General features: G+C 41.5%; 14 protein-coding genes and 1 other RNA gene. 8 read left to right on the top strand and 7 right to left on the bottom strand.

The features are described from left to right. The first annotated feature begins 309 nt into the window (after positions 1 to 309). The 5 genes from petA (at position 310) to ACXAFE_RS12880 (ending at position 4,022) form a co-directional block, all read left to right on the top strand. The gene (petA, locus tag ACXAFE_RS12900) at positions 310 to 900 is read left to right on the top strand and encodes a ubiquinol-cytochrome c reductase iron-sulfur subunit (RefSeq protein WP_010561593.1); all 591 of its coding nucleotides are present in this window, start codon (positions 310 to 312) and stop codon (positions 898 to 900) included. Further along, on the top strand, positions 900 to 2,165 hold the full coding sequence (locus ACXAFE_RS12895) for a cytochrome b (protein WP_010561594.1): 1,266 nt from the start codon (positions 900 to 902) through the stop codon (positions 2,163 to 2,165). Before petA ends, ACXAFE_RS12895 begins: the two co-directional genes overlap by 1 nt. Then, positions 2,162 to 2,899 (top strand): cytochrome c1, encoded by a 738-nt coding sequence (locus ACXAFE_RS12890; protein WP_040641442.1) that lies wholly within the window; start codon positions 2,162 to 2,164, stop codon positions 2,897 to 2,899. Before ACXAFE_RS12895 ends, ACXAFE_RS12890 begins: the two co-directional genes overlap by 4 nt. Before the next feature lie 77 nt (positions 2,900 to 2,976). Continuing rightward, the gene (gene sspA / locus ACXAFE_RS12885; RefSeq protein WP_010561596.1) at positions 2,977 to 3,600 is read left to right on the top strand and encodes a stringent starvation protein SspA; all 624 of its coding nucleotides are present in this window, start codon (positions 2,977 to 2,979) and stop codon (positions 3,598 to 3,600) included. Continuing rightward, positions 3,600 to 4,022, top strand: a complete 423-nt coding sequence (locus ACXAFE_RS12880; protein WP_010561597.1) for a ClpXP protease specificity-enhancing factor — start codon at positions 3,600 to 3,602, stop codon at positions 4,020 to 4,022. The genes sspA and ACXAFE_RS12880 overlap by 1 nt, the downstream gene beginning before the upstream one ends. A gap of 65 nt (positions 4,023 to 4,087) precedes the next feature. Here ACXAFE_RS12880 and ACXAFE_RS12875 read toward each other — a convergent pair whose 3' ends face one another. The 7 genes from ACXAFE_RS12875 to ACXAFE_RS12845 are packed head-to-tail and all read right to left on the bottom strand — an operon-like array spanning position 4,088 to position 10,217. Beyond that, entirely contained in the window at positions 4,088 to 5,350 is a 1,263-nt protein-coding gene (locus tag ACXAFE_RS12875) for a TRAP transporter large permease (protein ID WP_475153243.1), read from the bottom strand. Next, entirely contained in the window at positions 5,337 to 5,801 is a 465-nt protein-coding gene (locus ACXAFE_RS12870; protein ID WP_158683613.1) for a TRAP transporter small permease, read from the bottom strand. The genes ACXAFE_RS12875 and ACXAFE_RS12870 overlap by 14 nt, the downstream gene beginning before the upstream one ends. Continuing rightward, positions 5,791 to 6,756: a TRAP transporter substrate-binding protein gene (locus tag ACXAFE_RS12865; protein WP_475153239.1), complete on the bottom strand. Its 966-nt coding sequence runs from the start codon at positions 6,754 to 6,756 to the stop codon at positions 5,791 to 5,793. The genes ACXAFE_RS12870 and ACXAFE_RS12865 overlap by 11 nt, the downstream gene beginning before the upstream one ends. A gap of 44 nt (positions 6,757 to 6,800) precedes the next feature. Next, positions 6,801 to 7,364 carry a division/outer membrane stress-associated lipid-binding lipoprotein gene (gene dolP, locus ACXAFE_RS12860; RefSeq protein ID WP_010561601.1) on the bottom strand — a complete coding sequence of 188 codons (564 nt, stop codon included), beginning with the start codon at positions 7,362 to 7,364 and terminating at the stop codon, positions 6,801 to 6,803. After that, the gene (locus ACXAFE_RS12855; protein ID WP_010561602.1) at positions 7,364 to 7,951 is read right to left on the bottom strand and encodes an SIS domain-containing protein; all 588 of its coding nucleotides are present in this window, start codon (positions 7,949 to 7,951) and stop codon (positions 7,364 to 7,366) included. The genes dolP and ACXAFE_RS12855 overlap by 1 nt, the downstream gene beginning before the upstream one ends. Before the next feature lies 1 nt (position 7,952). Next, positions 7,953 to 8,324, bottom strand: coding sequence for a YraN family protein (locus tag ACXAFE_RS12850; RefSeq protein WP_475153236.1), 372 nt, complete (start codon positions 8,322 to 8,324; stop codon positions 7,953 to 7,955). Between the two features lie 15 nt (positions 8,325 to 8,339). After that, positions 8,340 to 10,217, bottom strand: coding sequence for a penicillin-binding protein activator (locus ACXAFE_RS12845; RefSeq protein ID WP_475153233.1), 1,878 nt, complete (start codon positions 10,215 to 10,217; stop codon positions 8,340 to 8,342). A 63-nt stretch (positions 10,218 to 10,280) separates the two neighbouring features. On the opposite strand from ACXAFE_RS12845, the gene rsmI reads away from it, so the two are divergent. The 3 genes from rsmI (at position 10,281) to rnpB (ending at position 13,187) form a co-directional block, all read left to right on the top strand. Then, positions 10,281 to 11,162 (top strand): 16S rRNA (cytidine(1402)-2'-O)-methyltransferase, encoded by an 882-nt coding sequence (gene rsmI, locus ACXAFE_RS12840; protein ID WP_475153231.1) that lies wholly within the window; start codon positions 10,281 to 10,283, stop codon positions 11,160 to 11,162. A 75-nt stretch (positions 11,163 to 11,237) separates the two neighbouring features. Further along, positions 11,238 to 12,737, top strand: a complete 1,500-nt coding sequence (locus ACXAFE_RS12835; protein ID WP_475153227.1) for an OmpA family protein — start codon at positions 11,238 to 11,240, stop codon at positions 12,735 to 12,737. Positions 12,738 to 12,809: 72 nt separating this feature from the next. After that, positions 12,810 to 13,187: RNase P RNA component class A (gene rnpB, locus ACXAFE_RS12830), an RNA gene on the top strand. The last annotated feature ends 47 nt before the right edge of the window (positions 13,188 to 13,234 follow it).

Here is a 13,234-nt window from a genome sequence, read left to right as displayed (position 1 = left end):
ATTTAGCGACTAATTACTTTGAATTTCACGCACACTTCTACGGAGTTTTGATCTCTATCAGGACACGCTCACTCAATTTTGGGTAAGCTCTGTAAAAGCACAGAATTTTCACAGTTTTAGGCTGTGTGTTCGTGATTTCAAATAAATCGAACTAAAATACAATTTAATTGTGCTTGAAGACCGGTATAACCTTGTTTTAATCAAGGCTTTTATTTATGATCGCACCTATTTTGTAAAGTCAAAATTTAAACTGCTGTAACTGATGTTCTCGATATGGCAAGTGTTGAGAATCATAGTGGAGATGAGTGGATGAGCAATGCGCCAGTAGACAATAGCCGCCGTCGCTTTCTAACTATCGCAACTTCTGTTGTTGGTGGTGTGGGAGCTGTAGGGGCTGCTGTTCCTTTTATCGCGTCGTGGAACCCAAGTGAGAGAGCAAAATCTGCAGGCGCGCCTGTAGAAGTTGATATTTCGAAGCTTGAGCCAGGACAATTAATTCGTGTTGAGTGGCGAGGTAAGCCTGTTTGGGTTATCAATCGTACACCAAAAATGCTTGAGCAGATGAAAGCTCACGAAGGTCAACTTCGTGATCCTAACTCTGAAGAGCCACAACAACCAGAGTTCGCACAAAATGCGTACCGTTCGCAAAAAGAGAATATCTTTGTTGCTGTTGGTATTTGTACTCACTTGGGTTGTTCACCAACTTTCCTTAACGGTGGTTTTGGTGAAAAGGTTGAAGGTACTGAAGATGGTTTCTTCTGTCCTTGTCATGGTTCTAAGTTTGATATGGCTGGCCGTGTTTTCCAAGCTGTACCAGCACCATTAAACCTAGAAATCCCTCCTTACACATTTATCGATGACACCACTATTTTAGTTGGTGGAGAAGAAGGGGCTGCGTAATGTTTGCGAATATTATCGATTGGATTGATCAGCGTATTCCGATGACTCGCGTTTGGAATATGCACATTGCACAATATCCTGCGCCAAAAAACTTTAACTTCTGGTACTTCTTTGGTTCATTAGCCATGTTAGTACTTGTTAACCAAATCGTAACGGGTATTTGGTTAACAATGAACTATGTTCCTTCAGCAGAAGGCGCGTTTGCTTCAGTTGAATACATCATGCGTGATGTAGAATACGGTTGGTTACTGCGTTATTTACACTCAACGGGTGCTTCTGCATTCTTCGTTGTTGTATACCTGCACATGTTCCGTGGCATGATCTACGGTTCTTACCAAAAACCACGTGAACTACTGTGGTTATTCGGTATGTTTATCTTCCTAGCGCTAATGGCTGAAGCATTTATGGGTTACTTACTACCTTGGGGACAAATGTCTTTCTGGGGTGCTCAGGTAATCATTTCACTATTCGGTGCGATTCCAGTGATTGGTGAAGACCTTACTCAGTGGATCCGTGGTGACTACGTAATTTCTGGTGCAACACTTAACCGCTTCTTCGCACTACACGTAATTGCGTTACCATTAGTACTTGTTATCTTAATTTTCTTACACATTATTGCACTTCACGAAGTGGGCTCTAATAACCCTGACGGCGTTGAAATTAAACGTAAGAAAGGCACTGTTGCTGAAGAAGATAAAGCTAAATTCAAATTCCATGAATATTACACAGATAAGAAAGATATCGTTGACGCGATTCCGTTCCACCCTTACTACACAGTAAAAGATATAGTGGGTGTAACAGGTTTCTTAATCTTGTTCTGCTGGGTTGTTTTCTTTGCGCCAGAGATGGGTGGTTTCTTCTTAGAAGCGCCGAACTTTGAAGCGGCAAACCCGTTGAAGACGCCTGAGCATATTTTCCCTGTTTGGTACTTCACACCATTCTACGCAATCCTACGTGCTATCCCTGATAAGCTACTAGGTGTAATCGCGATGGGTGCATCAATTGTTGTGCTTGCGTTACTACCTTGGATTGACCGTGGTAAAGTGAAATCAATTCGTTACCGTTGTGGCTTCCACAAGTTAAACATTGCTCAGTTTGTTGTTACTTTCATCATCCTAGGTTGGGTTGGTGCAACACCACAAACAGACTTTAAAACTGTGTTATCACAAATTACGACTGTAACTTACTTCATGTTCTTCGTATTACTGTTCTTCTACAGTAAAAACGAAAAGACTAAGCCAGTGCCAGAGAGGTTAACGAAATGATGAAAAAGCTAATTATTGGTTTATTCGCTTTGTTGCCTTCACTAACAATGGCAGCAGGCCCGTCGGTTCCACTTTTAGAAGCGAATCATGATTTAACGGACAAAGCATCGTTACAACGTGGTGCTAAAACGTTTATGAACTACTGCTTAGGTTGCCACCAAATGCAGTACCAGCGTTATGAGCGTACATTCCGTGATATCGGTATTCCTACTAAAGTGGGCGAAGAGCAACTTATTTTTGATGGTTCAAAAGTAGGTAGCCACATTCTTAACGCAATCGAACAAGACGATGCTGCAAAATGGTTTGGTGCTGCGCCACCAGATCTAACGTTAGTAGCACGTGTTCGTGGTGCAGATTGGATTTACACTTACCTGAAGTCTTTCTATGTTGATGAAAGTCGTCCATTTGGTGTAAACAACACTGTATTCCCATCGGTTGGTATGCCACACGTATTGCAAGAGTTGCAAGGTGTACCTACTGCGCGTTTCGAAGAAGTTGAAGAGCACGGCGTTAAAGTTAAGAAAGTTGTTGAAATTACGACTGATGGTTCAGGCGAAATGAGCGATGACGAGTACGACCAAGCGGTACGTGACTTAACTAACTTCTTAGCGTATGTTGGTGAACCAACACGTTTACAGTCAGAAGCGATTGGTTATAAGGTATTAGGTTTCCTAGTAATCCTGTTTATCCTAGCGTTCTTACTGAAGAAAGAATACTGGAGAGATGTGCATTAATTTGCACACTTTTTAGCACAAAATTTGTAATAGGGGCTTAAGCCCCTATTGCTGTTTTTAATATACTGGAGGAAAGCATGGCTGTAGCTGCCAATAAGCGCCCTGTGATGACACTGTTTTCTGGTGAAAACTGTATGTATAGCCACCAAGTGCGTATCGTACTTGCAGAGAAAGGCGTAAGTGTTGATATTCACCTAGCAGAAAAGGACAATTTGCCAGAAGCGTTACATGAAATTAACCCTTACGGCACTGTACCAACATTGATCGATCGTGAGCTTGGTTTATACGAAGCAAACATCATCATGGAATACCTTGACGAGCGTTTTCCTCACCCACCACTAATGCCTGTATACCCAGTTATGCGTGGTCGCAGCCGTTTAATGATGCACCGCATCGAAAATGACTGGTATAGCCTTGCTAAGAAAATTGAAGCAGGTGTTGATGTTGACGCGTCACGTCGTGAGTTAACAGAAGGTTTATTAGCGATTGCACCTATTTTTGGTGAAGCGCCTTACTTTATGAGCGAAGAGTTCAGCTTAATTGATTGTTACCTAGCACCACTACTATGGCGCTTACCTGAGTTCGGTATTGAACTTACAGGTCAAGGTAGCAAAGAGCTTAAAGACTACATGATGCGTTTATTTGAGCGTGAGTCGTTCCAAGCATCATTAACTGAAGCTGAGCGCGAGATTCGACTTTAATGACTTCTAATCGCCCTTATTTACTGAGAGCTTTCTTTGATTGGATTGTAGACAATCAATGTACACCGCATTTAGTGGTGAATGCTGAATTTCCAAATGTCACTGTGCCAATGCAGTTTGTACAAGACGGACAAATTGTATTGAACATTAACCCAAGTGCGGTTGCACAGTTTCATATGGATAATCATGAAGTAAGCTTTAATGCGCGTTTTGGTGGTCAACCAATGCGTGTGGTGGTACCAATTGGCGCCGTACTTGCTATTTACGCAAGAGAAAATGGCGAAGGTACAGTGTTTACCCCTGAAGACTTTTCAGAATATGAAGAACCAGCAGAGGTTGAATCACAAGAAACACCATCTGAGGGTGATGGTAATGATGAACCACCGAAAAAGCGTGGTTCGCATTTAAAGGTGGTTAAGTAATCGCAAAAAAAACCGGCAATAGCCGGTTTTTTTACAACTTGCAATTTTTACAATCTACGATATTGCTACCTTGTAACAATCTCTGGAAACATCACTAATAAACCAAGCATCAGCAACATAATCAAAAAGTACGGTAAGCAGGCTTTTGCCAGCTGAGCCAGAGAGGCGTTGGTGAGTGATTTTAAAACAAATAAGTTAAAGCCAATCGGCGGCGTAATTTGCGATATTTCTACCACCACAACCAAGTAAATACCAAACCAAATCAAGTCGATGCCAGCTAGCTCTACAATAGGTAAGAGTATGGCCGCGGTGAGCACAATAATCGAAATACCATCTAAAAATAACCCTAATAAAATAAACGCTAAGGTTAAATAGATTAGCAGTTGATAGTTACCAAGTTCTAGGCTGGCTATCCAAGTGGCAAGTGTTGCAGGTAATTGCAAAAAGCCCATTGCAATCGTAACAAAACTCGCACCGAGTAAAATCAGTAATATCATCGCTGTGGTCATCGCCGCATCAATTAAGCTTTGCTTAACCAGCTCTAGCGTCATTCGTTTTTTTGCTTTAATTAAAATAAAACTACCCACGATACCTAATGCCGCCGACTCACTGGGTGTTGCAAAGCCGAAGTAGATGGCAGCAATAACAAATGTGATTAGCGAAATAATTGGAAGTAACGTTAGTGGATTACCTGAGCTTGCAAGGAGTTGGCTTTTATCTACCGGTTTTAAGTAGCCGCGAATCGCAATATAAGTGGAAAACAGCGCTAATAAAATTAACCCGGGCAGAATGCCGGCAATAAATAGGTCAGCAATGGAAATGTCCGCAGCAACGCCATACACAATCAAAATAATCGATGGTGGAATTAGCAGTCCAAGAGTAGCAGAGCCAGCAAGTGAGCCATAAATGTCTTGCTCGTTATAACCGCGTTTTTTTAGCTCTGGAATAGTCATACGGCCAATTGTTGCGGCTGTCGCCGCAGAAGAGCCTGATAAAGCCGCAAAAATACCAGAACCAAACACGTTAATGTGCAAGTGTCCCCCCGGTAACTTTGCCAATATCGGGCTTAAACCATTAAATAAGTCATCGGCTACTTTGGCTTTATATAGTAGTTCGCCCATCCAAATAAATAGAGGTAAAGCGATTAATGACCACGGTGTTAAATGCGCAAATGCAGTGCCTGCAAATATCAGGTCGATAGCCGAATTGTTATTAAGAATAAGTGCTACCAAAGCAACGCCAATTAAACTATAACCAATCCAAACGCCTGTTAGCAGTAAAACGGCAAAAATAACCGCCAAAATAGCGCTAAGGTTAACTATGTCCACGTAGTACCTCCAATCCCTTAAATGCAATGGTAATAGTTGTTACGCAGCTGGCATAAGCCATAATAGCTTGAATGGGCCATTCTAAAATCGCAATCTCACCGCTCGACACTTCATGAAAATGGTAAGAGTCGATCGTTAGCTGAATACATGCATAGCTAATAAAGGTGCAAATTAAGGTCGCTGTTAAATAGCTAACTACTTGGGCGTAATGACTGAGATTAGGGTTGTCGAATTCAAACACCAGAGCCACACGAATATGTTTCTCTTGTTCAAAGCTATAGCCTAGCGCCAAGAAAAAACTGCTGATCAGCAAATATCCGCATATTTCATTGAGTGACGGAATGTACAAATTAAACAAACGCAATACGATTTGGCTGAGCACTAACAAAAAAATCGCAACGATGAGTAAAATGCTCACTTTCATGTTGAACGCATTTAATTTATTGAGCATTTTGTTGCTCCTTAAATTTTTGCAATACGTGTAACTCGCTTTGCGTTGCATTGAGTGCCCATTCTTGCGCCATGTTAGCGCCAACAATTTTTAAACTCTGCGATAAACTATCGCTCACAGGCGAAATAATCATGCCGTTATCCGCTAATAACTTAGTCATCTGTGTGGTTTGCTGCTCAGCTTGTTGCCATGCACGCTGCTGATATTTGTTCACGATTTGTTTCAGTTTCTGTTTTTGCGTTGGGGTTAACGATTGATACAAGGTATGGTTCATTAACACCATATTTTTTGGGATCCAGGCATTGATTGGTGTGTAATAGCGACTAAATTGCCATGCTCTGCTCGAAACTCCCGTCGCTGGCGAGGTGATCATTGCTTCAATCATACCGGTGGCAAATGCTTGTGCAATCTCAGCGCTTGAAACGGCGGTTGGGATCATTTTTAGGTGGTTTGCTAATTTTGCCGTCATTGCGCTATAGCTTCTAACCTTAAGGCCGCTTAGGTCGTTTGCAGTTTTGATTGCTTTACTGGTAAATAAGCCCTGTGGCGGCCAAGGGTTGGTAAATAACAGGTGTAATCCGTGCTCGGCAAATTGGCTGCGTAATTCAATGGCTTGTTGCTTAGCTAGTTGTTGAGCGCTGCTAAAATTTGTGGCTAAAAACGGTAAGTTGTCGAGTTGATAGATAGCACCATGATTGCTCAAACGAGCGATAAATATTTCACCAAGTTGTATTTGGTTTGTGCGCAGTGCACGGTAAATTTCATTGTGCTTATAAAGGCTTTCGCCACTATGAAAAACAATGTTAAGCCCTAATTCTTGATTGACTTCATCAGCAAATGCTTTGGTGATTTGGGTAACATAAACGCGTTCGCTATAAGGCGTAGCAAAATGCTGCTTGGCGTGTAATGTGAATACTGCAAATAGCAGTAGCGGTAAAATTAAATAATGGCGCATGTTTTTATTCTTATTTTTATAATAAAAAAGGCGCTAACAGCGCCTTAAAGGTATTCGAATACTTTTATTACTTTTTCGACTCCCGAAACATGACGGGCAACGTCGGCTGCTAAATTAGCTTCTTGTTCGGTAACGAGTCCCATTAAAAAGACTTCCCCGTTTTCGGTAATTACCTTGATATCATTAGCACTGACACTTTCTTCAGATACCAACATGGTTTTTACCTTTGAAGTTAGCCAAGTATCGTGTGTTTTGGTGCTAACACCTGTGATATTACCTATGCGAATTTGATTATGGATTTTTTCAACGCCACGAATTGGTTTTACAATCGCTTCGGCTTTCGCGCGCATTTCTGTGGTTGGTGTTTGGCCAATCAGTAATACGCGGCCATTTAAGCTCACCACAATAATATTGCTAAATTTAGCTAACTGCTCGTCGTCTTTTAATGCCAGTGTGGCTTTGATTTCAAGGTTGTTATCATCAATCTGTGTACCAAGCGTGCGGCGATCGGTTGCTGATGTTACTGCGCCCGCAGTACCAGCGACAATGGCAGCGCTACACCCTTGTAAAAGAACAATAGATGCAACAACAGCTAATTTAAATTTCATTAACTATCATCCTGTGGAAAAAGGGTTAAATCGATAAGCTCACTTAAGCAATGGATATTAAACAAGTGAGATTCGATAATTCGGCTCGGTCTTTTTGAGGGCACGCGTATTTCAACATCGTTTGGCCCTAATAGTCCTGCCAGCTCGCCACCATCATCACCACTTAATACAATTACTTGCATATCTTTGGTTAGAGCAGCTTCAACGGCGCTGATCACTTCTTTCTCGTTACCGGTTACCGTGATCACCACAAGCAAGTCACCGCTTTGTCCGTAGGCACGTACTTGGCGTGAAAAGCTTTCGTTGGCATCGGTTGTGGCATAGCTAGACAGGTGTGTTAATTCGTTGCTTAATGCAATTGCTGGCAAGCACGGGCGCTCAGTTTCATAAAAATTAACCAGCAAATTGGCAAAATGCGCTGCTAACATATGATTATTGCTGCCACCGCAACACAGTACTTTATTGCCATTAATTAGGCTTTGCACTATGGTAAATGCCGCGGCTTCTAAAGCGCTAGGTAATGCTTCACCAGCGGCAATTTGAGCTTGAATGCTTTCTGTGTATATTTCTTTAACGAGTTCTTGCATACTAAAATGCGCTTTTAATCCAAGTAAATTGTTCTGAGTTCTGCCCGCTTATTGCGACATAGTCGACTCTATATGGACAATCCTCTAGCCTATTTTGTTTCAAATAATAAAACAAGGTGCGTGTTAATTTTTGCTGTTTAGCGTGTGATAACGCGTTAATTGCACCGCCAAACGCCTCTGACTTGCGGTATTTAACTTCAACAAACACTAAAGTCTTACCGTCTTTCATTATTAAATCGAGTTCACCGTAACGGCAATTATAATTACGTGTTACTGGTGTTAAACCTTGTTTCTTTAAATATTGCTCAGCTTGTAGTTCGAAAAAGTTTCCCTTTTCTTTACTGTTTTTAAATAACTTAGAGGTCCATCCCATGCTATTCCTTTTGCCTTATAAAGTCGCTTCCTGCGTTTCTTGTTGGTGATTTTTAATAAATAACGGCGTTGGTTTTTGCGACTTAATATCGAGCGTTACGATTTGTTTTTCTCGATATTGTGCCCACTTTAATGCGCGTTCAATGTCGCCATCTTGATTGACCGTTAGATCACCTGTTAGGCCTGTTAATGTTTTGCCCGGCACCATTTGTAGTTGGCGCAATTGCGGAATTAACTTAACCGCATCAAAACCCATGGCGAACAACTGTTGCTCTAAGGTTGTGTGCTCAGGCCAGATTTGATCAAATTCACTGCGTAAAGACTGCTGTTCGCCTGTTAATGGCAGCATCCACGGAATTTCTGAAAAATACAAACCGGCTAAGTCTTTTTTGTCGGTTTTATCGGATTTAATATCGTGGCTACGCGAGCTGGCAAAAATAGGGATGCGTTTAGCAAAGGTTGAAATATTCACATCAAAAGACGGTTTCAGCAGTCGCGTTTGCGCGGCATCGGCAATAATATAAATCGCATCAATATCGCGGCGAGAACGTGTTTCTTCATGCAGCTTACCTCTGAACATTAGGCTGATTTCCCTAATGCGCTTTTTACTCTTGTCGACTTCAAGTAGCTCTTGCACCAGCTTTTGCATATCACGCTTGTTTGCATAAAAACCCACTTCCGGCTCATTATCAGAAAACTCCAACCACTGGTTGGTAAAATGGTTGGCTAATCGTTTACCTAAACGATTGCCCGGTGCAATAACAAGTGGCTTTTTAAACTCTTTATTTACAAAATGATAAACCGCTTGCGTTACTTCATGCTCAGGATTAAGTGCAAAGGCAAAGTGGTCAATTGACTCAAGTGCCTGTGGTGTGGTGTTAAGGTACATTGCAGGATAGGCATCGAGCGTTCCCGCTTGTTGTAACTTATCAATATTTTCTTTTAAAAGTGGGCCAATAACAAAATCAGGCGCAAGTTCATTTAGTTGCTCTGCAATTTGTTCTGCGCTCAATGCTGAATTAATAAAGTGTAATTCACGGTCAGGGTGTTTTTCTGATGCCGCTAAAATGCCAGCCTTTAATGATTGCGATAATGCTTTTTGCTTACTTTGATTGCTTGGCAAAATAATTGCGATGCGGTTCACATTAATTGGTTGCACATCGATAATCTGCTGCATGTTATCAGGCAGAGCAAAGCTTGCCGGGTGGTTTGAATAGGCATAATTCCACTTATTTAGCGCGGCTTGTAATGAGGTTGCATCACCAATATAAAGCTGGGTATAAAGTGCCAAGCTAACCCATCCTCGTTGAATGCTGTTACCAGAGTTAAGCTCTTCAAGCTGTTTAATGGAAAGTTGGTTTAATACTTGCCACAGTGCTTTATTTACTTTGTCTGCCTTAAAATCGTGTTTATTTGCGGTTTCTGACGCGCGAATTAAATACGGTGCCGCCTGATGAGGTAAGGCTTGAGCTGAGTATATATTGCCGTAAATTTCTTGGTGTAGAAAAAAATGCATTGGGGATGTGAGTTTGGCATTGAGCGACTCAAGCGTTTCTAATGCCGTGTGATAATCTTTTTGCTGGGTGTAAGCCAAGGCAATATAAAGCTGATTACGCACACTATCTGGGCTACCCGATTCGATTAATTGTTCGCAAATGGTAATAACAAGCTGCCAGTTTTGCTCTTCAATCGCACGGTCGCGCGCGGTATAAAGCAACTGAATCTTATCAAAATCACGTTTAGATAAGGCTTTTTGATACAAATCTTGTGCGCTGAATTCGACCTCAACAGCGGGCTTGGTTTTTACCGTTTCAACAACCGGTGTTTTTTCGGTTGTACTACACGCTGATAACAAGGAAAATATAGCTGTTAACCCTAATAGTTTTAGTCGCACGCTGATCTCAGTATTTTTCTATCCAATTAGGTCATATATTACAAACTGTTGTAGGAGAGCTCAATGGCAAATAGCCAGAAACCAACCGATTTAGGAACATCAAATCACCAAAGCGCTAAAGGGCAGTTATTTGTAGTAGCAACACCCATTGGTAATTTAGAGGATATTACGCAACGAGCACTCAGTGTTTTATCAAGCGTTGACATTATTGCAGCAGAAGACACGCGCCATACCAACAAGCTATTAAGCCACTTTTCAATTAAAGCAAAAGTGATTGCGGTACATGATCATAATGAAAAGCAAAAAGCGAGCGAGTTACTAGATTGGCTGGACCAAGGATTAAATGTGGCGCTTGTATCGGATGCAGGCACGCCGCTGATTAGCGATCCTGGTTATGCCGTGGTTAATTTATGTCGTGAAAAAGGCGCAAAAGTAAGCCCAATTCCAGGAGCATGTGCTGCGATTGCTGCCGTTTCATGTTCTGGCCTAGCGACAGATCGCTTTCAATTTATTGGTTTTACACCAGCTAAAAGCAAAGCGCGCCAAGAGTTTTTTATTGATGCATACAATTCAGGCATGACTAGCATTATGTACGAAAGTACACACCGTATTATGGCTAGCTTAGATGACTTAAAACTAGCGCTTGGTGATGAGCAAAAAGTGGTGTTGGCAAAAGAGTTAACTAAGAGCTTTGAAACTTTTTTTAGTGGCACAGTGGTGGAGTTAATCGATTTCTTAACAGAAGACACTGCACGGCAGAAAGGTGAAATTGTGTTAATGTTGCCTGGAAAACAAGCGGATAAAAATGCAATATCACCTGAGGCGATAAAACTGATTCAATTGCTACAAGCAGAAATGCCACTGAAAAAGGCTTGTGGTATCGCCGCAGACTATTTAGATTTAAAGAAAAACGCGCTATATAAAGCAATGCTTGAACTGGGGTAAAAACACATATTCACATGTAAAGCGCATTAACCGTGCGCTTTTAAATATTAAACAGCAATAGATTAAGGAAGATAGATGTTTAAAAAAGCACTCGCATATTCATGCGCACTCTTACCATTGGTCGCAATGGCCAGTTCAGATGGCTTAGTCGTGGCAAAAAACGATAGCGCCAAAACTCTTAGCAGTGCGCAATACGCGTATGTACCTATTGTAATAATGATGGACAATGAAGGTAAAAAATCCGTTGAAATTACAGGTCAATATAAGTCATATGTTCAAGAGCAAAAAGATCAGCCTAGCATCAGTTACTCGCATTACCTTGAAGAATTAGCAAATCACCTAATTGCAGACGGTTTTACGATTGCTACAAAATGTCTTACAGATTGCAGTACAAAACCTTACCTGAAAACGGTTGAAAACAGCTTTCGTTATAACAATATTTACCAATTAGGTTACCAAAATGTCATAAAAAATCGCTTTGGTTATCTTTCGGCGATAAAAGAAGAGAAAGGTGGTCGCCAAGCAATTCAAGTGTTTGCAAAAAATGATTATCGAGATGCATTAAAGTATACCTATGAACAGATTGTTGAAACGAAAATGCCAGATGTTGGTATATCCGTGGATAATAAATTCAAAATTAAGCCGCTTGATTTTTCGAGTTTAAAAGCACCAAAAAAAGATGCCAGAGGCAGTGCCGACCACCCAATGATAGAGCGCTTCCCTGGCAGTTATATTGTTCATTCAGCGGTTAATGATTTTGAGTCATACCCTTTAATAATTGGCCCGTATAAAAAGTCGATACCGACTAAAACAGTAAGTGGTAAAATTACGACGATTAACTACCGTATTAACAAGAAGGTTGGACCCTACGCGGTGCATCAGAATTACATTAATGCATTACAAAAAGCAGGGTTTAATTTAATTTATGAGTGCAGTGCTGCAGATTGTGGTAATAATATTCTTCGCGAAAACCTTCAAGACACAATTCATGCCAAGAATCACCGCTCAGATTTTTATAATTTGACCAGCAAGAGTCATTATTATTTGTTCAGCGCTGAGAAAGTGACACCTCAAGGTAAGATCTATGCAACCATTTATAATCTGCAGTATAGTGGTAAATTCGATGTAGAAATGGTGGTTGATATTATTGAAGAACGTGCAATGAGCCAAGTTGCACTTAATATTGATAGCGATACCCTAAGCAAGCAAATTCAAGCGACAGGCAGCGTGTCTTTGTATGGCATCGAATTTGATTTTGATAAGCACACACTAAAAGCCAGTTCAGATAAGCAACTAGCAGAAATTGCAGACTTTTTGAAAAACTCGAAGCAAGTATCTTTATATGTGGTGGGACACACAGATAACAAAGGACAATATGGTTACAATCATGATTTGTCTAAACGCCGTGCTGCAGAGGTGGTTAATACGCTGGTATCAAACTACAAAATTGATAAGCAACGTTTGACGCCTGTAGGTGTAGGCCCAGTTGCGCCAAAAGCAGCAAACGATACCGAGTCGAATATGCAGCAAAATAGACGTGTTGAACTAGTTTTAAAATCGCCGCAGTTTCTTTGAACTAAGATGAATGGTTTTGCGGGGGCGCTAATAAAACTAGCCCCAGACGTTAAAATCCGTATAATGGCGCCCTGAGTCAGCCAGATAATCGCTGCTTTATCGTTGTATCTTCGGATATACGGGTAAAGGGGAGGAAAGTCCGGGCTCCACAGGGCAGGGTGCCAGCTAACGGCTGGGAGGCGCGAGCCTACGACAAGTGCAGCAGAGAGAAGACCGCCAACTTCGGTTGGTAAGGGTGAAAGGGTGCGGTAAGAGCGCACCGGGCCACTGGTAACAGTTGGTTGCAAGGTAAACTCCACCCGGAGCAAGACCAAATAGGGTTCCATCTTTATTTATAAAGAACATGTGGCCCACATCGGAACCGGGTAGGTTGCTTGAGCTTAAGAGTGATTTTAAGCCTAGACGAATGATTATCCACGACAGAACCCGGCTTACCGGCTGACTCAACAAATTCAATAGAAGCCTCGGTTAACACCGAGGCTTTTTTATATGTGGAT

It is taken from the genome of Pseudoalteromonas sp. ABV4_021, assembly GCF_056159365.1.
The sequence above is the reverse complement of the archived record's forward strand: the minus strand, read 5'-3'. Positions and strand labels throughout refer to the sequence as shown.

Excerpts from the sequence above, each read along its gene's own strand:
- petA (WP_010561593.1), top strand. The coding sequence starts at position 310 with ATGAGCAATGCGCCAGTAGACAATAGCCGCCGTCGCTTTCTAACTATC.
- ACXAFE_RS12895 (WP_010561594.1), top strand. The coding sequence starts at position 900 with ATGTTTGCGAATATTATCGATTGGATTGATCAGCGTATTCCGATGACT.
- ACXAFE_RS12890 (WP_040641442.1), top strand. The coding sequence starts at position 2,162 with ATGATGAAAAAGCTAATTATTGGTTTATTCGCTTTGTTGCCTTCACTA.
- sspA (WP_010561596.1), top strand. The coding sequence starts at position 2,977 with ATGGCTGTAGCTGCCAATAAGCGCCCTGTGATGACACTGTTTTCTGGT.
- ACXAFE_RS12880 (WP_010561597.1), top strand. The coding sequence starts at position 3,600 with ATGACTTCTAATCGCCCTTATTTACTGAGAGCTTTCTTTGATTGGATT.
- ACXAFE_RS12870 (WP_158683613.1), bottom strand. The coding sequence starts at position 5,801 with ATGCTCAATAAATTAAATGCGTTCAACATGAAAGTGAGCATTTTACTC.
- ACXAFE_RS12865 (WP_475153239.1), bottom strand. The coding sequence starts at position 6,756 with ATGCGCCATTATTTAATTTTACCGCTACTGCTATTTGCAGTATTCACA.
- dolP (WP_010561601.1), bottom strand. The coding sequence starts at position 7,364 with ATGAAATTTAAATTAGCTGTTGTTGCATCTATTGTTCTTTTACAAGGG.
- ACXAFE_RS12855 (WP_010561602.1), bottom strand. The coding sequence starts at position 7,951 with ATGCAAGAACTCGTTAAAGAAATATACACAGAAAGCATTCAAGCTCAA.
- ACXAFE_RS12850 (WP_475153236.1), bottom strand. The coding sequence starts at position 8,324 with ATGGGATGGACCTCTAAGTTATTTAAAAACAGTAAAGAAAAGGGAAAC.
- rsmI (WP_475153231.1), top strand. The coding sequence starts at position 10,281 with ATGGCAAATAGCCAGAAACCAACCGATTTAGGAACATCAAATCACCAA.
- ACXAFE_RS12835 (WP_475153227.1), top strand. The coding sequence starts at position 11,238 with ATGTTTAAAAAAGCACTCGCATATTCATGCGCACTCTTACCATTGGTC.